Annotated in this window: 17 protein-coding genes; 8 read left to right on the top strand and 9 right to left on the bottom strand. The window is 64.3% G+C overall.

The annotated features are described in order from the left end of the window. Positions 1-70: 70 nt before the first annotated feature. Complete coding sequence (locus AC0L2O_RS20125) at positions 71-2305, bottom strand: GumC family protein (protein WP_473370929.1); 2235 nt, start codon at positions 2303-2305, stop codon at positions 71-73. A gap of 201 nt (positions 2306-2506) precedes the next feature. Here AC0L2O_RS20125 and AC0L2O_RS20130 point away from each other — a divergent pair, with 201 nt between their 5' ends. From AC0L2O_RS20130 to AC0L2O_RS20140, 3 genes are all read left to right on the top strand, one after another. Continuing rightward, positions 2507-3640 carry a glycosyltransferase family 4 protein gene (locus tag AC0L2O_RS20130; RefSeq protein ID WP_473370930.1) on the top strand — a complete coding sequence of 378 codons (1134 nt, stop codon included), beginning with the start codon at positions 2507-2509 and terminating at the stop codon, positions 3638-3640. Between the two features lie 102 nt (positions 3641-3742). Beyond that, positions 3743-5305: an undecaprenyl-phosphate glucose phosphotransferase gene (locus tag AC0L2O_RS20135; protein WP_473370931.1), complete on the top strand. Its 1563-nt coding sequence runs from the start codon at positions 3743-3745 to the stop codon at positions 5303-5305. Between the two features lie 86 nt (positions 5306-5391). After that, complete coding sequence (locus AC0L2O_RS20140) at positions 5392-6639, top strand: O-antigen ligase family protein (RefSeq protein WP_473370932.1); 1248 nt, start codon at positions 5392-5394, stop codon at positions 6637-6639. Here AC0L2O_RS20140 and AC0L2O_RS20145 read toward each other — a convergent pair. Further along, positions 6617-7084, bottom strand: coding sequence for a MarR family transcriptional regulator (locus AC0L2O_RS20145; protein ID WP_409192868.1), 468 nt, complete (start codon positions 7082-7084; stop codon positions 6617-6619). The two genes, AC0L2O_RS20140 and AC0L2O_RS20145, sit on opposite strands and share 23 nt — an antisense overlap. 147 nt (positions 7085-7231) lie before the next feature. On the opposite strand from AC0L2O_RS20145, the gene AC0L2O_RS20150 reads away from it, so the two are divergent. Continuing rightward, a complete protein-coding gene (locus AC0L2O_RS20150; protein ID WP_473370933.1) occupies positions 7232-8428 on the top strand; it encodes an FAD-dependent monooxygenase in 1197 nt (398 codons plus the stop codon). 108 nt (positions 8429-8536) lie between these two features. Here the strand turns inward: AC0L2O_RS20150 and AC0L2O_RS20155 are convergent, their stop codons facing one another. Genes AC0L2O_RS20155 through AC0L2O_RS20165 form a run of 3 tightly spaced genes read right to left on the bottom strand, consistent with a single transcriptional unit; the run spans position 8537 to position 11341 of the window. Next, entirely contained in the window at positions 8537-9721 is a 1185-nt protein-coding gene (locus AC0L2O_RS20155; protein ID WP_473370934.1) for a saccharopine dehydrogenase family protein, read from the bottom strand. Positions 9722-9730: 9 nt separating this feature from the next. Then, positions 9731-10513, bottom strand: coding sequence for a DUF169 domain-containing protein (locus AC0L2O_RS20160; protein ID WP_409188511.1), 783 nt, complete (start codon positions 10511-10513; stop codon positions 9731-9733). A 60-nt stretch (positions 10514-10573) separates the two neighbouring features. After that, positions 10574-11341, bottom strand: coding sequence for a YdcF family protein (locus tag AC0L2O_RS20165; RefSeq protein WP_473371032.1), 768 nt, complete (start codon positions 11339-11341; stop codon positions 10574-10576). A gap of 190 nt (positions 11342-11531) precedes the next feature. Here AC0L2O_RS20165 and AC0L2O_RS20170 point away from each other — a divergent pair, with 190 nt between their 5' ends. The 3 genes from AC0L2O_RS20170 (at position 11532) to AC0L2O_RS20180 (ending at position 13420) form a co-directional block, all read left to right on the top strand. After that, positions 11532-12473, top strand: coding sequence for an acetamidase/formamidase family protein (locus AC0L2O_RS20170; RefSeq protein ID WP_473370935.1), 942 nt, complete (start codon positions 11532-11534; stop codon positions 12471-12473). 200 nt (positions 12474-12673) lie between these two features. Next, positions 12674-12871 carry a hypothetical protein gene (locus AC0L2O_RS20175; RefSeq protein ID WP_007603456.1) on the top strand — a complete coding sequence of 66 codons (198 nt, stop codon included), beginning with the start codon at positions 12674-12676 and terminating at the stop codon, positions 12869-12871. A 72-nt stretch (positions 12872-12943) separates the two neighbouring features. After that, on the top strand, positions 12944-13420 hold the full coding sequence (locus AC0L2O_RS20180; protein ID WP_409188509.1) for a GcrA family cell cycle regulator: 477 nt from the start codon (positions 12944-12946) through the stop codon (positions 13418-13420). Between the two features lie 276 nt (positions 13421-13696). On the opposite strand, the gene AC0L2O_RS20185 is transcribed toward AC0L2O_RS20180, so the two are convergent. Beyond that, entirely contained in the window at positions 13697-15184 is a 1488-nt protein-coding gene (locus AC0L2O_RS20185; RefSeq protein WP_369723329.1) for a porin, read from the bottom strand. A gap of 410 nt (positions 15185-15594) precedes the next feature. On the opposite strand from AC0L2O_RS20185, the gene AC0L2O_RS20190 reads away from it, so the two are divergent. Then, positions 15595-16101 (top strand): MarR family winged helix-turn-helix transcriptional regulator, encoded by a 507-nt coding sequence (locus AC0L2O_RS20190; RefSeq protein ID WP_369723328.1) that lies wholly within the window; start codon positions 15595-15597, stop codon positions 16099-16101. 10 nt (positions 16102-16111) lie between these two features. On the opposite strand, the gene AC0L2O_RS20195 is transcribed toward AC0L2O_RS20190, so the two are convergent. From AC0L2O_RS20195 to AC0L2O_RS20205, 3 genes are all read right to left on the bottom strand, one after another. Beyond that, complete coding sequence (locus AC0L2O_RS20195; RefSeq protein ID WP_369723327.1) at positions 16112-17227, bottom strand: alpha/beta hydrolase family protein; 1116 nt, start codon at positions 17225-17227, stop codon at positions 16112-16114. A gap of 252 nt (positions 17228-17479) precedes the next feature. Then, a complete protein-coding gene (locus AC0L2O_RS20200) occupies positions 17480-18451 on the bottom strand; it encodes an SDR family NAD(P)-dependent oxidoreductase (RefSeq protein ID WP_473370936.1) in 972 nt (323 codons plus the stop codon). A 144-nt stretch (positions 18452-18595) separates the two neighbouring features. Beyond that, positions 18596-19504: a dihydrodipicolinate synthase family protein gene (locus tag AC0L2O_RS20205; RefSeq protein WP_369723325.1), complete on the bottom strand. Its 909-nt coding sequence runs from the start codon at positions 19502-19504 to the stop codon at positions 18596-18598. Between the last annotated feature and the right edge of the window lie 108 nt (positions 19505-19612).

Consider the following 19612-nt stretch of genomic DNA (forward strand, 5'->3'; position numbering starts at 1 on the left):
ACTCGCGGAGACAGATGCCTGACCCGTCGCTATCGCGGCGAGCCCCCTCTCCCGCAGGGGAAGGTAAGAACTACGCCGCCACCACGCGCGGCGCGGGCTCGCCGGGATCGGATGGCTGCACCGGCTTGCTGAGCATCGTCACCTCGCTGAAACCTACCGCTCTCAGCTGCTCGCACATCAGCGCGCGCGCATCCGGCTCCATCGCGCTATCGGGCACCACGACCGCGCGGGCATTCGCGGTCAGCAGCTCGGCCGGCAAATCGGAGGCACTGCCGGCATCGATCAGCACATGGTCGTAGGCGCGAAGCAGCGCGTCGATCGCGAGCGTCACCCGTGGCGACTGAAGCAGGCTGCGGTCGAAGCCAGGACGGCCGGCGACGACCAATTGCAGCCGCGAGAGCCTGTCCTTGGTGATGACTTGCGCAAACGAAGCCTCGCCCTGCATCAGTTCGGCAAGGCCGGGAGCCATCGGATCGGCCGACACCGCGGCAATCATCGGCGAAGATCCGGCGAGATCGACCACGACCACACGCGCGTCGCGCGCCAGATGACGGGCGAGCGTCAGCGCCGACAGCGTGATGGCATCGCCCGATGCGGTGCCGAGCACCGTGACCTTCTTCGCCGCAGCACCGGCGGCGCGCAGGTCCTCGGCCAGCCGCCCGATCTCAGCGAAATCGCCGACATCGGCATCGGCTGTCATCTCCGGTTGAAGCGGCACGGAGTCCGCCACCACGGAATCCACGGCGGGTTCACGACGAGCCGCTGCCGGAATCAGCGCGGCTACGGCGCGCGGCGCGGTCTGGCGCAGGAGTTCGCCGGTGACGACGAGGCCGGAGGAAAGCAGCAGCATGGCCAGTGTCGCGATCAGCACGATCGGCAGCTTCTTGGGATAGGCCGGTGTGTTGGAGACGATGCCGCGGGAAATGATGCGGCCTTCCGTCGGCGCGGTATCGATGGTCTCGCGGGCGTTGGCTTCGCGGTACTTGGCGAGATAGGTCTCGAGCAGGTCGCGCTGGGCCTTGGCTTCGCGATCGAGCGCGCGGAGCTGCACGTCCTGGCCGTTGGTCGAGGTCGCCTGCTTCTTGAGCTGTTCGAGGCTCGCGGTCAGGCCGTCGACCCGGCCGCTGGCGATCCGCGCGTCGTTTTCGAGCGAGCGCGAGATCTTGGCCGCCTCGTCGCGAATTTGATTGTCGAGGTCGCCGAGCTGCGCCTTGAGCTCCTTGATCCGCGGGTGATTGCCGAGCAGCGTGGATGATTGTTCGGCGAGCTGCGCCCGCAGGGTCACCCGCTGCTCCGACAGCCGCCGCATCAGTTCGGAATTCACCACCTCCGAGGCCTCGATCGGCTTGCCGCTCTGGAGCATCTCGCGGATCAGGCGTGCCTTGGATTCCGCGTCCGACTTCAGCGCGCGCGCATTGTTGAGCTGGGTGTTCAACTCGCCCATCTGCTGGTTCGACAGCGTGGTGTTGTTGGTGCCGATGAACAGGCTCGACTTCGAGCGGAAATCCTCGACCTTTGCCTCGGCGTCGGAGACCTTTTTGCGCAGATTCTCGATCTCACCCGAAAGCCACTGGCTGGCACTGCGCGCCTGGTCCTGCCGTGCATTCTGCTGCAGCACGAGATAGCCGTCGGCAATCGAATTGGCGACGCGCGCGGCAAGCTCCGGATCGGCCGACTGGAATTCGACCACGATCACGCGCGACTTGTCGACGGCATAGGCCTGGAGGCGATCGTAATAAGCGTCGAGCACGCGCTCTTCCGGCGTCATCGAGAACGGATCGCGGCCGATGCCGACCAGCGCCGCAAGCGACTTCAGCGGGGACACGCCTCCCAGCACCGGATCGAACTCCGGCCGCTCCGCAAGCTTGTTCTTCCTGATGATCTCGCGCGCGAGATCGCGCGACAGCACCAGCTGGACCTGGCTCGTCACGGCCTCGGGGTCGAGCGCCTGCCGCTCCTCGGTGCTGCGGTCGCTGCTCGGCCGCAGGAATACGTTCTCCCGGCCGTCGATCAGGATGCGTGATTCCGACTTGAAGCGGGGTGTCACCAGGTTGACGACAGCGACGGAGGCCACCAGCACCAGCACCGTCGGCACGATGATCCAGCTGCGCTTGCGACCCAGCGCGCCTCCGAGCGCGTGCAGATCGATGTCACCGGATTCGGCTGGCGCCGGCTTCGCGGCAACGGGCGCGGGCCTGGCTTCAATCTTGGGCTTTGCCTCGGGCCTGGCTTCGGCTTTGGGCTTCGACACAACCCGCTCGATCACCGCCCTGTCCTTGCCGGCACGCCAGAACGCTAAACGCATCGAACACTCCCGCGGGGGCAACGCCACCAAACCACCTCAAGCGGGGCGATTACACTCCATTAAGGTTGCCGCTGGGTTAATCGTGGCGTGTCACAACCGCCACGCGCGCGCTCGTCACCGTTTGTTAACCATGAAGGCCCTTAATCCGTCTCGATATCCGAGAACTTGTTCGGCATTCGCCGTCGAGCGCTGGTTTGATCCATGCCCCCCTCTTCCGACCAGCCGCTTCGTATCCTTCACGCCGTGCGCGCACCCGTCGGCGGCATTATCCGGCACATCCTCGATCTCGCCAACGGGCAGGTCGATCGCGGTCATCATGTCGGCATTCTCGCCGACAGTCTCACCGGCGGCGAGCGCGCCGACAAGGCGTTGGCCGAGCTCGCGCCGCGGCTGAAGCTCGGCGTGCATCGGCTGGCGATCCACCGCGAGCCTTCGCCGGCGGATTTTCTGGTGTGGCTTCGGATGCGGCGCCTGATCGCGCAACTCAAGCCCGACGTAACGCACGGCCACGGCGCCAAGGCCGGCGCTTTCGTGCGCATGCGGCGGCGTTCGGACAAGACCATTCGCATCTACACCCCGCACGGTGGCTCGCTGCACTACCCGCTCAACACTTTCAAAGGCGAGTTTTACGCGCGGCTGGAGCGGACGCTGATGGATGCGACCGATCTGTTCCTGTTCGAGAGCGCCTTTGCCCGCGACACTTACCAACGCATCGTCGGCACGCCCAAGGGGGTGGTGCATTGCGTCTTCAACGGCGTGACCCCGGAAGAGTTCGAGCCCGTCGTCATCGCGGAGGACGCCACCGACCTCGCCTATGTCGGCGAGTTCAGGCACATCAAGGGCGCCGACCTGCTGGTCGATGCGGTGGCGCGGCTGCATGCCGGCGGCAAGAAGGTCACGCTGACGCTCGGCGGCGACGGCGAAGAGACGGCCGCACTCAAGGCACAGGTCGAGAAGCTCGGCCTGACCGGATCGATCCGCTTCATCGGCCACGTCAAGGCGCGCTACGGTTTTTCCAAGGGGCGGCTCCTGGTCGTGCCATCGCGCGGCGATTCCATGCCCTATGTCGTGATCGAGGCGGGCGCGGCCGGAATCCCCATGATCGCGGCGCGCGTCGGCGGCATCCCCGAAATCTTTGGCGCGGAGAGCCCAGCCCTGTTCGCCGCCAGCAATCCCGATGCGATGGCCGAAGCCATCGCGACCGCGCTTGGAGACCCGCAAGCGACCGCACGACGAGCGGCGACGCTTCGCGAGCGGATATCGGCGCAGTTCTCCCAGCAGGCAATGGTCGACGGCGTGCTCGCGGGGTACCGCGCCGCATTTGCAAATCATTAACCATTCTTAAGACCGCTTTAGAGAATCTTCCGATTTGTCGGATAGCGATGAGCCCGGGGGATGCTCACCCGGGACGCCAAGCCGTGGCCCGGGGCTGTTGGAATGGACGGGACGCCCGTGGAACCGCTCAACGCACGCTCGATGCTCGATGCCGCGACCAGCGCCGCGGCCAACCCGGCTGAAACAGCTTTCGTCGAACGCCGCCGCCGGCTGACGCCGGCTGCGCTCGAAATCGTCAATCAGAAGGTCGCCCGCGCCTATTCGCCGATCGTGATCACCGGCATCGCGCGCGCTGCCGATTTCCTGCTGCTGAGCTTCATCGGCATCGTGGTCTATGCCGGCTATATCATACCGCTCGCCGGATTCCGCTGGGATTATCTCGCGGCGATCTTCGCCGTGGCCACTGCCGCGGTCGTCTGCTTCCAGGCCGCCGACATCTACCAAGTGCAGCTGTTCCGCGGACAGCTGCGGCAGATGACGCGGATGATCTCGTCCTGGGCCTTCGTCTTCCTGCTGTTCATTGGCGCGTCCTTCTTCGCCAAGCTCGGCGGCGAGGTGTCGCGGCTGTGGCTCGCCTCCTTCTTCTTTCTTGGACTGGCCGGGCTGGTCGGCGAGCGCCTCGTGCTGCGCGCGCTGGTGCGCAACTGGGCGCGTCAGGGCCGGCTCGATCGCCGCACCATCATCGTCGGCTCCGACCACAATGGCGAGCAGCTGGTGGAGGCGCTCAAGGCGCAGGAGGATTCCGACATCCACGTGCTCGGCGTGTTCGACGATCGCAACGACAGCCGTGCGCTCGACACCTGCGCCGGCGCGCCCAAGCTCGGCAAGGTCGACGACATCGTCGAGTTCGCCCGCCGCACCCGGGTCGATCTCGTGCTGTTCGCGCTGCCGATCTCGGCGGAGACGCGCATCCTGGAGATGCTGAAGAAGCTCTGGGTGCTGCCGGTCGACATCCGGCTGTCCGCGCACACCAACAAGCTGCGCTTCCGTCCCCGCTCCTATTCCTATCTTGGCACGGTGCCGACGCTCGACGTGTTCGAGGCGCCGATCACCGACTGGGATCTGGTGATGAAATGGCTGTTCGACCGTATCGTCGGCGGCCTCGCATTGCTGGCCGCGCTCCCCGTGATGGCGCTGGTCGCAGTGGCGGTGAAGCTCGACAGTCCCGGCCCCGTGCTGTTCCGCCAGAAGCGCTTCGGCTTCAACAACGAGCGCATCGACGTCTACAAGTTCCGCTCGATGTATCATCACCAGGCCGACCCGACGGCCTCGAAGGTCGTGACCAGGAACGATCCGCGCGTCACCCGCGTCGGCCGCTTCATTCGCAAGACCAGCCTGGACGAGCTGCCGCAGCTGTTCAACGTTATCTTCTCCGGCAATCTCTCCCTGGTCGGCCCGCGGCCGCACGCGGTGCAGGGCAAGCTGCAGAGCCGGCTGTTCGACGAGGCCGTCGACGGCTACTTCGCCCGCCACCGTGTCAAGCCCGGCATCACCGGCTGGGCCCAGGTCAATGGCTGGCGCGGCGAGATCGACAACGAGGAGAAGATCCAGAAGCGCGTCGAGTTCGACCTCTACTACATCGAGAACTGGTCAGTGCTGTTCGACCTGGTCATTCTCTTGAAAACGCCGATCGCTCTGCTGACCAAGAACGAGAACGCGTATTGAATTGAGTTTCTCTGTCATGCGCCGGCTCGACCGGGCGATGACAGCGAGCGTGTGTGTACCAGTTTGCGTAAACGTGTGAGCGTGTAATGGCGTATGCGGCAACGGCCGGGGACATGAGTGTAGCGGTTCGCGCTGCGCCCGGCGTGCTGGCCCTGCAGCGCGCGCTGGTGTGGCTGGTCGGCGCGTCGGGCGCGATCGTCTTCATCGAGCCGAGCCCCTATGAGATCGTGACGCTGCTCGCCACCGTCACCTTCTTCGCCACCGGCCTGCGGCTCAAGCTCGTGCTGATGCCGCTGCTGCTGGCATTGGTGCTGCTCAATGTCGGCTACACCATCAGCGCGATCCCGCTGCTCGATCAGTCCGAGGTCGCGAGCTGGATCGCGACCTCCTGGTACATGGCGGTGACCGTGGTGTTCTTCGCCATGGTCATGTCCGAGGACACGACAGCCCGGCTCGACATGCTGCGCCGCGGCCTCGTGGTCGGCGCAATGGTCGCCGCGCTCTCGGCGGTCGCGGGCTATTTCAACCTCGTTCCCGGCGGCCACGACCTCCTGACCCTGTACGAGCGCGCCCGCGGCACGTTCAAGGATCCGAACGTGCTTGGCGCCTTCCTGATCCTGCCGGCGTTGTTCTCGCTCCAGAGTGTGGTCTCGGACAAGGTGGGCAAGGCATTCCGCAATCTCATTGCGTTCAGCGTCATGTCGCTGGCGATCCTGCTCGCCTTCTCCCGCGCCGCCTGGGGCGGACTGGTCCTGACCTCGGCCTTCATGCTGGCGCTGATGGTGCTGACCAGCCGCACCAACGCGCAGCGCTCGCGCATCATCATCATGGCGATCGTTGCCGTGGTGCTGGGCCTGGCGCTGATCGCGGTGCTGTTGTCATTCGACAGCATCGCCGAGATGTTCAAGCAGCGCGCGAGCTTCGACCAGAGTTATGACGAAGGCCGCTTCGGCCGGTTCGGCCGGCACGTCCTCGGTGCCGAGATGGCGCTCGACCTGCCGTTCGGCATCGGCCCGCTGCAATTCCACCGCTTCTTCCCCGAGGACACCCACAATTCCTACCTCAACGCCTTCATGTCCGGCGGCTGGCTGTCGGGCGTGTGCTATCCCGCACTGGTCTTCACCACGGTGATGATGGGCTTCCGCCACATCTTCGTGCGGGTGCCGTGGCAGCGCGCTTATCTCGCGGTGTTCTCGGCCTTTGTCGGCACCGTCGGCGAAAGCTTCGTGATCGACACCGACCACTGGCGGCACTTCTGGATGATGCTGGGCGCGATGTGGGGCATGATCGCGGCCGCACAGGCCTACAAGACTAACGACGCTTCTTCAGCTTGAGATCGGGACGCTTATCCGGAGGCGTATCGAGCAGGCCCTTCAGCGCCGCTGTCGCCGCAACCACGCCCTTGTAGCCCTCGTTGGCGAAACGTAGCAGCAGCCGCAGCTCCTCGTCGGAATAGGCATTGAACACCTTCTCCATCGCCTGCTGCATCGGCACATAGAGCTGGCCGATCTTCATGGCCGTCTCCGGCACCACGGCGATGTAGACCTTGCGGCGATCGGCCTCGTCGCGCTCGCGGCGCACCAAACCGGCCTTCTCGAGCCGGTCCACCACGCCGGTGATGGCGCCGGTGGTCAGCCCCGTCACTTCGGCGAGCCGGCCCGCGGTGACGCGGCCTTCCAGGTAGAGGATGTCCATGCATTCGAGGTCGGAGTTGGCAATTCCGGCAACGTTCGCAACGGCCTGGCCATAGAGCACACCCTGCGCGGACGACCGCCGCATCGCCTCCTCGAGCTCTCCCAACAACGACGCGCGCGCCTTCGCCCTTGACACGGCTGACCTCATATCTTACCGAATATATATCTTAGCCGCTAAGATATTTAGCGACCGTGATTTCTCCTATCACCGCGGAAGCGTCCGGAGCAAGCCATGTCCCATCGTCCCCGCAAGGCCCTGATCATCGGCGCCGGCATTGCCGGCCCCGTCACCGCGATCCTGCTGCGCCGCGCCGGCATCGAATCCGCGATCTACGAAGCCTGGCCCTACTCCAAGGGCATCGGCGGCGGCCTCCAGATCGCGCCGAACGGCATGCAGGTCATCGACGAGATCGGGCTCGCCGGCGAGCTCATCAGCCGCGGCTCGGTCGCGGAGTCCTTCGATTTCTATTCGCAGGAGGGCCGAAGGCTCGGCTCGATCAACCGCAACATGGCGCGTCGTTTCGGCCAGCCCGCGGTCAACGTCTGCCGTGCGACGCTGAACGAGATGCTGATCGACAAGGCCTGGTGCTCCTGCGTGTCGCTCTATTTCGAAAAGCGGCTGATCAAGGTCGAGGACCGCGGCGACCAGCCGATCATCGCCTATTTTGCCGATGGCACCACCGCCGAAGGTGATTTCCTGATCGGCGCGGACGGCGTGCACTCGGTGGCGCGGCGCCAGGTGGTGCCGGACGGGCCGCAGCCGTTCAACACCGGCTTGATCGGCTTCGGCGGTTTCGTTCCGCATAAGGTTCTTGACGGCAGGCCGGTCGGCCGGCACGTCGAAACCACGTTCGGACAGAGCGGCTTCTTCGGCTACGGCTATTGCAGCCCCGATCCCGGCGACGGCGTGATGTGGTGGAGCACGCAGCCTGCGCACGGCATGGATGCAGCGATGTTCCGCGCGCTCGACGAGCGGACGCTGAAGCAGCATCTGCGCAGCTTCCACCATGGCTGGCACGATCCGATCCCCGCGATCATCGAGGCCGCCGAGACCATCGTGGTCACCGATACGCTCGACGTCGCCACCTTGCCGACCTGGTCGCGCAAGCGTTCGCTGCTGATTGGCGATGCCGCGCATGCGACCAGCCCCCACGCCGGCCAGGGCGCCTCGCTCGCGCTCGAGGATGCGATGCGGCTTGCCCGTCTGATGCAGGATGGCCAGGAGCTCAGCGCCACCTTCCAGGCCTTCGAGGCCGAGCGACGCCCGCGCGCGGAGAAGATCGTCGCCTTGGCCCGCCGCAACGGCAACGGCAAGCGCGAATTCAGCGCCACCGGCGCCTGGATCAGAAATCAGATGATGAAATGGCTGTTGCCGCTGGGCTCCAAGAGCATGGAGTTCATGTACGCGTACGACGCGCGGGCGGTGTAAGCACACGGTGTCGTAGGGTGGGCAAAGGCGCGACGCGCCGTGCCCACCATCTCTCCGCATTCCAGATGGAAGTGGTGGGCACGCTTCGCTTTGCCCACCCTACGGAATCTACGCCTGGGCTTCCACCTCGAACGTCAGTCCCGCATGCTCCTGCAGCCGCTTGATCAGTTTGTGCTGCATCGCTGCGCCCGGCGTCCAGAAGCCGGCCGGGACGTCCGTCACATCGCGCAGCATGCACATCGCGCATTCTGAAATCATCTTCGAGGTCGAGCCGTAGCCGGGATCGCGATCGCCGGTGACACCGGCGCGGACCTGACGGCCGTCGGGCGCGATCGCGACATAGAGCAGGTCGAAGCGGCCGGTCTCGCGCTCTTCCTTGGAAGGCCCCTCGCCCGGCTTCGGCGCGCTCGGGCCGGTCTTCTCGGCGTTCGCCGCCATCACGCGCTTGGCGTTGGCCTCGCCCTTTTCGCCGGGACCGGTCAGGACCATCTCGTCGTAGACGAAGTCCTGGCCGTAGGGGAAACCCATCAGCATGTTGGAGCGGTGGACGTTGCGCGTGTTGATCAACGCCATCATAAACGGCGCGGCCCAGGATTGCAGATCCTCTTCAAACGCCGCCCTGTTGCCCCTCGGCTGCTTCGGACCGGTGAACCCGGGCGTCAGCGCGAACGGATCGTTCAAGATGGTGATGAGGCTGATGTCCTTTGCGACCGCATCGAAAGTCGCCTTCGCGCTCGCCGCGGTGCCGCCCGAGAGCGTGCCGCGCATGTCGCGCACACGGCCTTTCACGCGCGTCGCTGGCGCGCCGAATACGCGCTTGGCCTCTTCCTGCACGAAGAACGCGCCGAGCTCGAACGGCACGGAATCGAAGCCGCACGAGAACACGATGCGCGCGCCGCTCTCCTTCGCTTCAGCCTCGTACTTGTCGATCATCTGCCGCATCCAGATCGGCTCGCCGCAGAGATCGAAATAGTCGGTACCGGTGGCGACGCAGGCCGCCAACAATTCCTCACCATAGTGCTGATACGGACCGACGGTGGTGATCACCGACATGGTCTGCTCCGCCATCGCCCTGAGCGAGGCGGCGTCTGACGCATCCGCGACGATCAGCGGCGTATTGCCGGGCGCGCCGATCGCATCGCGGACCGATTTGAGCTTGCCGAGGCTCCGGCCTGCCATGGCCCATTTCAGCGCCATGTCGCCCTTGTAATGCTGCGTCAGATATTCGGCGACGAGCTGGCCGGTGAAGCCGGTCGCGCCGTAGACGACGATGTCGAATTTCGCAGAGCTCATGGTCGGCCTTTACTTCTTCGCATAGCTCACGCCCATGCCGGCACGGACATCGCTTTGAATACCATAGGGTGGAATCGGATAGCGCAGGCCGTTTTTGGCCAGTGCCTTCATGCCTTCGATCGCCTTGGCGAGGTGCTGGGGCTTCAGCGCCATCAGCATCTCCTCGTCCGGCACGCCGCCATAGCGCCGTTCGGCATAGCATGGCAAGGACAGGCTGGGCTCGCCGGTTTTGAGCGCCCGCCCCCACGAATCCGCGCAAGCCGTCTCGCCGACGACGCCCCATTCGAATTTCTTGTAGCCGGTATATTGCAGCCCGTTGATCAGGATGATCATCTGGCCGGGCGTGGCATAGACGAGGCAGATGTCGGGCGGATCGAGCCGGCCGCTCGCAAGCGGGCTCACCGCCAGCGCCTGGTATTGGCCGAACGGAACCACGTCCAGCGCCTCCTGGCGCTTGCGCGCGTCCTCCGCCGTGCCGTGCCAGACGCCGACATAGTTTTCACCGGCGAGCCACTTTTCGTCCTGCGGCGCGAGGCCAATCACGGCGCGGCACTGGTGGCCTACGAGATCGTCGGCGGTGATGCCGACGGTCCAGCCGAGCCGCGAAGCCATACTGACGATCTGGTCGGTGGTATGGACCGCGTTCGGCCGCCGGATTTTCGGGATCGCCTCCATCTCCGCGACGCGCGCGAACAGCTTCATGCCGATCACCGTCGTCTTCAGCCGCAACAGGCTGTTGAGATCGGTGACGAGGCCGGCAAGGTCGATCGTCTCGGCGCTCTGTTGCGGCATGGCGTTCCTCCGGGCCGGCGATCGCGCGCCGGTGCTGTTGTTGTTTTTCCAGTTCCGGTTCTAGTCCCTGGCTGGTCCGGGAAGCAACTCGCCGGTGCGGCCCATCAGGCGATAGGCCACAAGGCCGATCCATTCGCGCATGGCGACGTCGGTCCGGCCGAGCCCGTCCGCGCCGATATTGGTGAAGGCGAAAAGCTCGTCGCGTCCGCCCATCCGCCAGTCCACCGGATAGGCCTCGACGTCAAATCCGGCTTTGCGAAAAATTCCCATCGATCGCGGCATGTGGAACGCCGAAGTCACCAGAAGCCAGCGCTCGCCCGGCTTCGGCGCCACCAATTGTTTGGTGAAAATCGCGTTCTCGTAGGTGTTGCGCGAATTCCGTTCCAGGACCAGGCGCTCCTTCGGCACCCCCAGGTTTTCGAGGATCGGCGCAGAGTAGTCGGATTCCCGGGCATCGGTCGAAACCAGGTTCGCGTTGCCCCCGGTGAAGACGATGCGCGCATTGGGATAGCGGCGCGCGAGCTCGGCCAGTGCAAACAGGCGATCGGCCGCATGCGGGACGACGGGCGTGTGATGCGCCGCCGACAGGTCCGTGTCGACGGAGCCGCCGAGCACGATGATGCCATCCGGCGCACCGCGCGACGGATCCCATTGCGGAAAACGCGACTCGAGCGGATAGAGCAGGAGATTGCCTAGCGGAGAAAACGCGGCCAAGGCCAGCAGGATCAGCGTGGTCACGGCGAGCTTGCGACCCAACGCCGCAAAGCGCGTCACCATTAGAATGAGCGACACGAGGCCAAGCTCGACCAGCAGATTGATCGGCAGCAGCGCGGCACCGAGCGTCTTGGACAGGATGAAGAACAGGAGAACCTCGCTGAAATGATCGAGCCTATGACATGCGGGCTTGACCTGCCCGCCCGTCTTCGGAAATCTTCTTGGAAGAGGATCGATTGCGGGGTCAAGCCCGGCCGTGACAAGTTCTCCTGCTGCCGTCAATGAAAACGACCGGACACCGCCAATGACCCATCACCACCTGCATGCAAGCCCCGACACCTGCCACTGGGGCTACTTCGAGGCCAGGCTCAAGCCGGTTCTGACCATCAAGAGCGGCGACGAGGTCACCATCGACACCATCAGCGGTGGCCCGGAGGTGGTGCCGGACCGCAGCCGGTTTCACGTTCCGCCCGAGTTGTTCGAGGTGCATGCGACATCCGAACGGATGCTCCCGGGCCATATCCTCACCGGTCCGATCGCAATCGATGGCGCCGAACCCGGCGACGTGCTCGCGGTCGAGATCCTCGAGATCGAGCTCCGGCAGGATTGGGGCTACAATCTGATCAAGCCGCTTGCCGGCACCCTGCCCGACGATTTTCCCGACACGCGCCTGCTCAACATCCCGCTGGACCGGGCGCGGATGGTCGGCCGCATGCCGTGGGGCCTCGAGTTGCCCCTCAAACCGTTCTTCGGCGTGATGGGTGTGGCGCCGCCGCCGGCCTGGGGCCGCATCACCTCGCTGATTCCACGCGCGATGGGCGGCAATCTCGACAACAAGGAGCTCGGCGCGGGCGCGATGCTGTATCTGCCGGTGTTCGTGCCGGGGGCGATGTTCTCCTGCGGCGACGGCCACGGCGTGCAGGGCGACGGCGAAGTCTGCGTCACCGCGATCGAGACCGCGTTGCAGGGCCGCTTCCGGCTGACGCTGCGCAAGGATCTGCGGCTCGACTATCCGCGCGGCGAAACGCCGACGCACTACATGACCATGGCGATGGACCCCGACCTCGACCAGTGCGTGGTGCGGGCGTTGCGGGACATGATCGTGCTGCTCGGCGAGAGGCGAAACCTGTCGCGCGAGGACGCCTACACGCTGTGCAGTCTCGCCGCCGACTTGCGGGTGACGCAGACCGTGAACGGCTCCAAGGGCATCCATTGCATGATCGAAAAGACCATCGTGCACGGCTAGCTCAGCCCCTCTCCCTTCCTCGCGTCCAGCTCCACCGCCGCACCGGATACCGGCGCGGCGCCCGACGTCGTGGATGTTTTCTCCAGCGATTCCAACAAGCTCAAGAATAGTCGCGATCCGGATTTGACTTCCGCTATCGAACCTAAATAGAGTCTTAATCGTTACTTTTCTGTACCCGCGTATGAGGCTAGCGTTCGGACATGGCCACCGAAAAAGCCGAGACTGACCGCATTCCCGTAACCTTGGCGCTCTCGACCATCACCTATCTGGAAAAACTGGTGAGACAGGGCACCCACGGCACCAGCGTTCCCGGCGTCGCACGGACTTTGATCGAGGAAGGCATCCGTCTCGCCATCAAGGACGGGCTTTTGTCGATTCGCGACAATGGCAGGACCTGAGCGCGCAGCGAGCGTGAAGCGGACGGATCTCGAGCGGCGGATGGCCGACATCTGCAACCTGGGACCGTTCAAATGCCTGTTCTTTCACCGACCTGGACCGACGAACGCATCGAACTTCTGAAGCAGCATTTCGAGGCCGGCCTGTCCTGCCGCGAGATCGCCGCCGATATCGGCGTCAGCCGCAACGCCGTGATCGGCAAGCTGTCCCGATTGAATCTCACGCGCGGCCGCTCCGTCGACGAGCGCAGGCTTCAGGACAGGAATTTTCCGCCGGCGCGCGCGAAGGCGGTGCCCCGCCTGCAGTTCGAAATGCTCGCCACGATCTACGGCGAAACCAGCGAGCCGGCGATCGACCGGCCGATCGACGACGCCAACCGCTGCTCGCTGCTGGAGCTCGGCGAAAACCGCTGCCGCTGGCCGATCTCGACGCCGGGTGCCGACGATTTCTGCTTCTGCGGCAACGCTGCACCTGACGGGCAGTCCTATTGCGCCGGCCACAGCCGCCTCGCCTACCGGCCGAACTCCCGCGCGCGCGTCGCGCGCGGCTGAGGCCGGGTCATCTTGTCCCAAAATGAAAAACCTCCGGCGGGGCATCGCCGGAGGTTTCTGGAGGCTTAGCATCAAGCCAAGAGCCGTGACTTTCGAAATCGGCTGGGAGCTATATAGCTTAGTAACTCAGCTAAGTAAATAAATTTGGCCGCGGTGGAATCGCATGGCTGTCTTCCTGTTTGCGTAGAAGCTTCTGCCATTCGAAAGCTCGCTTGCTTCGCAAAAACCCCGGCGGTTTCCCGCCGGGGTTCTCTGATCGATCCGCGAGACTCGATCTTAGAAGTTGCGCTGAGCGCGCAGCATCATGGTGACCGAGTTCTGGTCCTTCAGTTCATAGACAGCTGCCGGCTTGGCGGCGGCGGCAATGCCCGGGCTCGCGATCGTACCCGAATACTTCTGATCCAGATGCGAATAGCTCAGGTCTCCCGTGAAGGTCAGGTTCTTGACCGGGGTCCAGGCGACGTTGCCACCGATGGCTGCGAAGTTGAAGTCCGGGTTACAAGTCGAACCCGGGAGCGCGATCGCAGCGAAGTTGCCGCAAATCATCGCCTTGCCGGCATCGCCGTACTTCAACTGAGCATACGCACCGTAGATGCTGGTCGACCAGTAGGGGTTCCAGTTGTGGGTGTAGCCACCGCGCATGCCCCAGGTCTTGACGGTATCGATGCCGGTGCCGACGCCGAAGACACCGTCAGCAAGACCGGCGATACCGACGCTCTGGTAGGCCGTGCCGCTACCGCCGAACATGAAGAAGCTCTGCGGGAACAAGCTCTGGAAGTTGTAGCGAGTCGCGCCATCCGTGTAGACAGCCTGCAAGTTGATGCTGTCGCCAGCTCCGGTCGGGATGTTCTTGATCGACAACGCACCCTGAACCGCCCAGCCCCACTTGTCCTCGGGATGGCCACTGGGTTCGGTCGCGCCGTAGTAGGCGGCATGGAGCTCATGCGCGACAGCCGAGATCTGGGCCAGACCCCAGGCCTGATCGACGCGAACCTGACCGATGATGTCAGGGGTACGCGTGCCGCCCCAATCGTTGGCACCATAGGTGCCCGTCACGAACGCAGCGCCAGCAGCAGCAGGCGTGGCGAACGTGGTGTTCCAGAGGTTCGACTGGCCACCATTCGCCGACGTCTCGTCCTGCAACGCGATCGAACCGGTGATGCCCTGGCCGAAGTCAGCCGTGTAGGCAACCTGGTTGACGCCGTTCACGTGGTTGCTGCCGCCCGGAAGCGTATCGGGACCGCCAGCGGGATAGCTCTGCCACGGAGCGTCGAACAACGAAACCGTGCGGCCGAAGGTGAAGCCGGCGAACTGGATGAACGCGTGGTAGAGGCCGAGCGAAGCCGAACCGGTGCCGAACGCCGACGGGGTGCTGCCGGTGACCGACGGAGTATCCCAGGTGAAGACCATATCGGCATAAGTGCGAACCACACCATACTCGGTCGCCGTGCGCGTATCGACGGTAAAGTCCATACGAGCGCGGGAATGATAGTAGTCGGTCAGACGGTTGTTCGCGCCTGCGGGCGTGCCTTGCTGGAAGCTATAATCGCCTGCGCCGCCGAGGATCATGTCGGCACGCACATAGCCGCCGAGCTTGATGCAAGTGTCGGTGCCTGGCATGTAGTAGAAACCCGCGCCGTACAGGGAGCAGATCCTCACATATTCGACGGCCTTGGCCTTCAACGGAAGATCAGCCGCCTGCGCTCCACCGACGGCGATCAGACCCGCCGCAGTGCCGAGCAAAACGCTCTTCACCATTCTCATTTTAAAACCTCCAAGTTGCTCATTTTACGGAGACCGGACCGTGAGGCCCCCCAGATCCCCGTCTCCTAAATCCGCTCGGCCGCTTCGCGCTTTCGGACACACCCGCCTGAGACGCGAGGGACGTGAGCGGACCACCTGCAACGGGACGATCGAGTACCCCCCACCGCCACGGATCAATATGCATGTGGCGTTCTTCTAATCAAAATACTTTATTAGATAAGCTTTCCGGTTTCAGTAACTCTGTGTCTGCAAGGCAACACACCCAGGGCTCGGCGAAAAAGCCTGTCCTGATCATCTTTGTAATTTCCATGACACAATTACCCTGCTCTGCACTTGCGTCAGGGCAGAGTTGCGTGGACTATGGCTCGCGAACACCGGAAAGAAAGAAATTGGCCGACGGGAGTGACGCCGTGTCAGCGACGAGGAAAGAAGGGGCGCGTCTCCGCTCCGTCGGCAATCTCGATATCATCAGGCGATTCACCTGGGAGATATCGTCGATCAACATGTATCTGGAGGAGCTGCGTCAGTTCTGGGCAAGGACGCTCGGCATCAGCGGACCGCAATGGCTGATCCTGATGGCCATCTCCGATCTCGACAAGGACGATGGCGTCCCCGTCAACGTGGTCTCGAAACTCCTCCACGTCGATCCCTCCTTCGTCACCACCCAATCCAAGCTGCTCGAGAAGAAGGGCCTGCTGCGGCGGCGGCCGTCGACCACCGATGCGCGGGTGGTGCGCCTATCGTTGCTCGACAAGACGCAGAAGCATATTGCGAGCCTCAACGAGCAGTACAAGACGATCCGTGAATTCGTCTTCCAGGAATTCGATGAGAACGAGCTGACCGAATTCACCACCAAGCTCGCGACGTTGAAGTCCCGGCTCGAAAAGGCCTGCGTCCGGATGTCGCTCGACTACTAGGACGCTCCGCTCAGGTCCCCCGGCCCGCGGCGCCGAGCTGCGATTCGAGCCAGTCGAAGATGTATTCGTTGGCAAGGCTCGGATTGTCCGCGTGGGCCTGCGCCGCGCCGGTCTCCGCTGCGGTGAACACCTTCAGCACGAGATCCGAACTGGCAAGGCCCGATTCCTGCACGATCTGACGCGCCCGGTCGGCCTCAAGCCAACCGTCCTCGCCAAGTGTGATCAGCACCGGACAGTCGACGCTGGAGGCCATCAGCAGCGAATGCGGCACCGGAACGATGCTGAGATCACGCATCGCGAAACGGCTGGCGAAGAAGGACCGCTCGTGCAGATCCCACAGGCCGCCATCGCACACGGCTGCAGCGAGCCGCGGCTCCTGCAACACCGCACGTGTGACAAATGAAGAGCCCCACCCGTCCGCCACGATCGCGACGCGATCAACATCGACGTCGCTGCGCGTCTCCAGATAATCCATCGCGCCGGCAATCGAGCTCTCGAGATCCCGGCGTTGCAACACCTGGTCGAGGTGATCGTCGCGCTGCTCGCCAAGCAGGTCGAGAGCGAGCATCGAAAGGCCGCGCTCGCGTGCATGCGGCGCAAGCTTGAACAGAAACTCTTCCTTGCGATGGCCGGGCTCGCCGATGCAGATCACGGTCGGAGCCCGCCCGTTGGCGGATGGCGCCGGCAGGAAATAGCCCTGTAGCGAATGCCCTTCGACCCACGGCACCGTCACGACTTCGCCGGCCGGGTTGCGCGCCGCGAGGAAGCGGCGGGCGCAATCCTGCATCGCGAGTACCGCAACCCAGCGGCGCTCGTCGGCCGCATCGAGCGGCATCGCGGCCGCGCTGTAGTAGTTCATGGCGCGCAGCCAATTGCGCTGCGCGGTCGCCAAATGGCCCTCCGCGAACGCAGCCTCGGCGCGCTGCCGATTGGCCCGCGCCAGCTTCTTCCACTCGCGATGCCAGGACTGCTCGTCGCCGCGCTTCAGCTGCCGGGCGATCATCAGGCATTCGGCGATGGTGGCGCCGCCCTCCTGGGCCGCGGTGAGCAGCCGCGTGAATTCAGCGGAGATATCCTCTCTCTCCGGGCAGAGGGTCCAGTCGTCGGAGAGGCATGCGGGTATCATCGGGAGCTACGCTCGATCGTGGCGCTACCCCGATTCATTAAACTATTTTAATTCGCCGACCAAGCTGGCTTGCGCCGAATGAGACGCGTCCGAGATCACCATCTCTTGAACGCGTGAATGATTCCCACATCCATGACATTCCCTTGCGACATACGACGACGAATGCATGCGACCCGACGCCGCATAAATTAGTTGCGCGCCTCTTGTCATGATGAACGTCATACTTATATCGGCGCGCCATCGTTGACGGTCTCAGCCAAGCCGCCAGCCGACCTCCTGGGTAAAACTTTCGTAGAAGGCGCGGTCGTAGGCCTGCTCGGGCGTCGCACGCACGCGCTCGTCGAGCCGCTTGGCGTCCTCGCCGACCAGAATGCGCCATCGCTCCGCCTTCACGCCGTCGAGAATGATTTTCGCGGCTTGCGCAGCCGTAGTCGGTGCATCCTCGAGGAAACTGCGGGCGCGCTCGGCAAATACAGCCTGGATGTCTTCGTCCGACATTTTGTCAGCATCTGGCACGCCGGTCGCGACCATGCGGGTGCGGGTCAGCGCGACCTCGTCGGGGTTGAGACGTTCCGAACCATCGGCGCTCTGCACCTTGCGCGAGTTGGAGACGATCGAGGTGCCGATATGGCCCGGCATCACCACCGAGCATTTGACGTGCGGCGCGTGCAGGCGGAGATCGTTGATGAGCGCTTCGGTAAAACCCTTCACGGCGAACTTCGCAGAGCTATAGGCGGTGTGCGACTGGTTCATGCCGATCGAGGCCCAGAAGCCGTTGACACTCGCGGTATTGACGATATGGGCCTCGTCCGCCTTCACCAGCATCGGCAGGAATGTGCGCACGCCGAGATAGACCCCGCCCCAGCAGATGTTGAAGGTGCGCTCCCACTGCTCGCGCGTGTTGGTGAACAGGCTGCCGCCGCCGCCGATGCCGGCGTTGTTGAACAGCAGATGAATCCTGTCCGTCATCTGCTGGTCGGCAAGCTCGTCGCGGAAGCGCTTGAGATGATCCTCGATCGAGACATCGGCGACATGCGTGGTGACGCGCAGGCCCTGCGGCAGCTTCTCGGCCTCGCAGAGCCGCTTGGTCTCGGCCATCGCTGCCTCCGAGATGTCGCACATGGCGACATTGCAGCCCTCGGCCACGAGCTGCCGCGCGAGCTCCCGCCCCATTCCCGTGCCGCCACCGGTGACGACTGCGATCTTTCCTGCAAATTCCTTCATCGGGACTTCGGCCCCTCCCCTTGTCAGTTTGTTTTCTTCATCCTCGGCGCGCCGCGGCGACGGATCCAATGTAGCAGCGCCGCATCCGCAGGTAAAAGCGGATCGGCGCTGCCGGCTTCGGCGTCGATGATTTCAGTGTGCGGACTATTCGGCCGCTTCGACCCCCGCGCCGTTCAAGGCGCCGAGCGCCTGCAGCGCCTTGCGGGTCGCGGCCTGCTGCGCGGGCGAGGCTTCCGGCATCGGCGCGCGTGGATAGGTCCTGGGCAGGCCCTGGAGCATCTGCGCGTAACGCGTGCAGGCGGGCAGATTGTCGGCAATGATCGCGTTCCACAGCGTCAGCAGCTTCTTGTGCAGCTCGAGCGCGCGCGGGTGATCGCCCGCCTTCACCGCATCCCACAGCGCGACCGAGGCGTGCGGCGCCGCTGTCAGGATCGCGGCGATCGAGCCATGAGCGCCCAGCGTGTAGGACGGATACATCAGCGCATCGACCGCGCTGTAGATCAGCTTGTCCGGCGCCATCATCATGAGGTCGGCGAACAGCTTGAGGTCGCCTGCGCTCTGCTTGACGCCGACGACCAGCGGCACCTCGGTCATGATCCGTGTCAACAGCGCCGGCGACAAATACGACCACGGCACCACGTTGTAGATGATGATGGGCATGCCGGTCTCATCCGCCATGGCACGGAAATGCCTCACCATCGCCTCGTCATCCGGCTTGAACAGATAGTGCACCGGCGTGACCTGGAGGGCCGCGACATCCATGTCGCGCACGAGCTTGCCGCGGCGGATCGCATCGCGCGTGGAGTCGACGATGATGCCGGCGATCACGGGAATGCGTCCCTGCACCGCGTCCACCGTCGCGGCGATCAGGTCGCGATATTCCTCATGGTCGAGCGTGTGGCCCTCGCCGGTCGAGCCGCCGGCCGCAACGCCATGGGCGCCGGCAGCGATCATCCAGTCGACCTGCGGCGCCAGGAGCTTGTGATCGATCTCGCCATCCTTCCGGAACGGCGTCGTCATCGGCGGGATCACGCCGGTCGGTCGTACCTTCATGCTCTGTCCTCGCGTTTCCAATACCCTGTGGCGGGCCCGCTCTTTTGACGGGTATCCGCACGCTTCCGAGCCTATCGGCTGCATGACGCCTGTGAAGGCCCGCTTGCG

This window comes from Bradyrhizobium sp. Kon10, from assembly GCF_055807395.1.

Excerpts from the sequence above, each read along its gene's own strand:
- AC0L2O_RS20205 (WP_369723325.1), bottom strand. The coding sequence starts at position 19,504 with ATGAAGGTACGACCGACCGGCGTGATCCCGCCGATGACGACGCCGTTC.
- AC0L2O_RS20160 (WP_409188511.1), bottom strand. The coding sequence starts at position 10,513 with ATGCCGCAACAGAGCGCCGAGACGATCGACCTTGCCGGCCTCGTCACC.
- AC0L2O_RS20200 (WP_473370936.1), bottom strand. The coding sequence starts at position 18,451 with ATGAAGGAATTTGCAGGAAAGATCGCAGTCGTCACCGGTGGCGGCACG.
- AC0L2O_RS20180 (WP_409188509.1), top strand. The coding sequence starts at position 12,944 with ATGCCTGTTCTTTCACCGACCTGGACCGACGAACGCATCGAACTTCTG.
- AC0L2O_RS20170 (WP_473370935.1), top strand. The coding sequence starts at position 11,532 with ATGACCCATCACCACCTGCATGCAAGCCCCGACACCTGCCACTGGGGC.
- AC0L2O_RS20150 (WP_473370933.1), top strand. The coding sequence starts at position 7,232 with ATGTCCCATCGTCCCCGCAAGGCCCTGATCATCGGCGCCGGCATTGCC.
- AC0L2O_RS20195 (WP_369723327.1), bottom strand. The coding sequence starts at position 17,227 with ATGATACCCGCATGCCTCTCCGACGACTGGACCCTCTGCCCGGAGAGA.
- AC0L2O_RS20155 (WP_473370934.1), bottom strand. The coding sequence starts at position 9,721 with ATGAGCTCTGCGAAATTCGACATCGTCGTCTACGGCGCGACCGGCTTC.
- AC0L2O_RS20140 (WP_473370932.1), top strand. The coding sequence starts at position 5,392 with ATGGCGTATGCGGCAACGGCCGGGGACATGAGTGTAGCGGTTCGCGCT.
- AC0L2O_RS20145 (WP_409192868.1), bottom strand. The coding sequence starts at position 7,084 with ATGCGGCGGTCGTCCGCGCAGGGTGTGCTCTATGGCCAGGCCGTTGCG.
- AC0L2O_RS20125 (WP_473370929.1), bottom strand. The coding sequence starts at position 2,305 with ATGCGTTTAGCGTTCTGGCGTGCCGGCAAGGACAGGGCGGTGATCGAG.
- AC0L2O_RS20185 (WP_369723329.1), bottom strand. The coding sequence starts at position 15,184 with ATGAGAATGGTGAAGAGCGTTTTGCTCGGCACTGCGGCGGGTCTGATC.
- AC0L2O_RS20130 (WP_473370930.1), top strand. The coding sequence starts at position 2,507 with ATGCCCCCCTCTTCCGACCAGCCGCTTCGTATCCTTCACGCCGTGCGC.
- AC0L2O_RS20175 (WP_007603456.1), top strand. The coding sequence starts at position 12,674 with ATGGCCACCGAAAAAGCCGAGACTGACCGCATTCCCGTAACCTTGGCG.
- AC0L2O_RS20135 (WP_473370931.1), top strand. The coding sequence starts at position 3,743 with ATGGACGGGACGCCCGTGGAACCGCTCAACGCACGCTCGATGCTCGAT.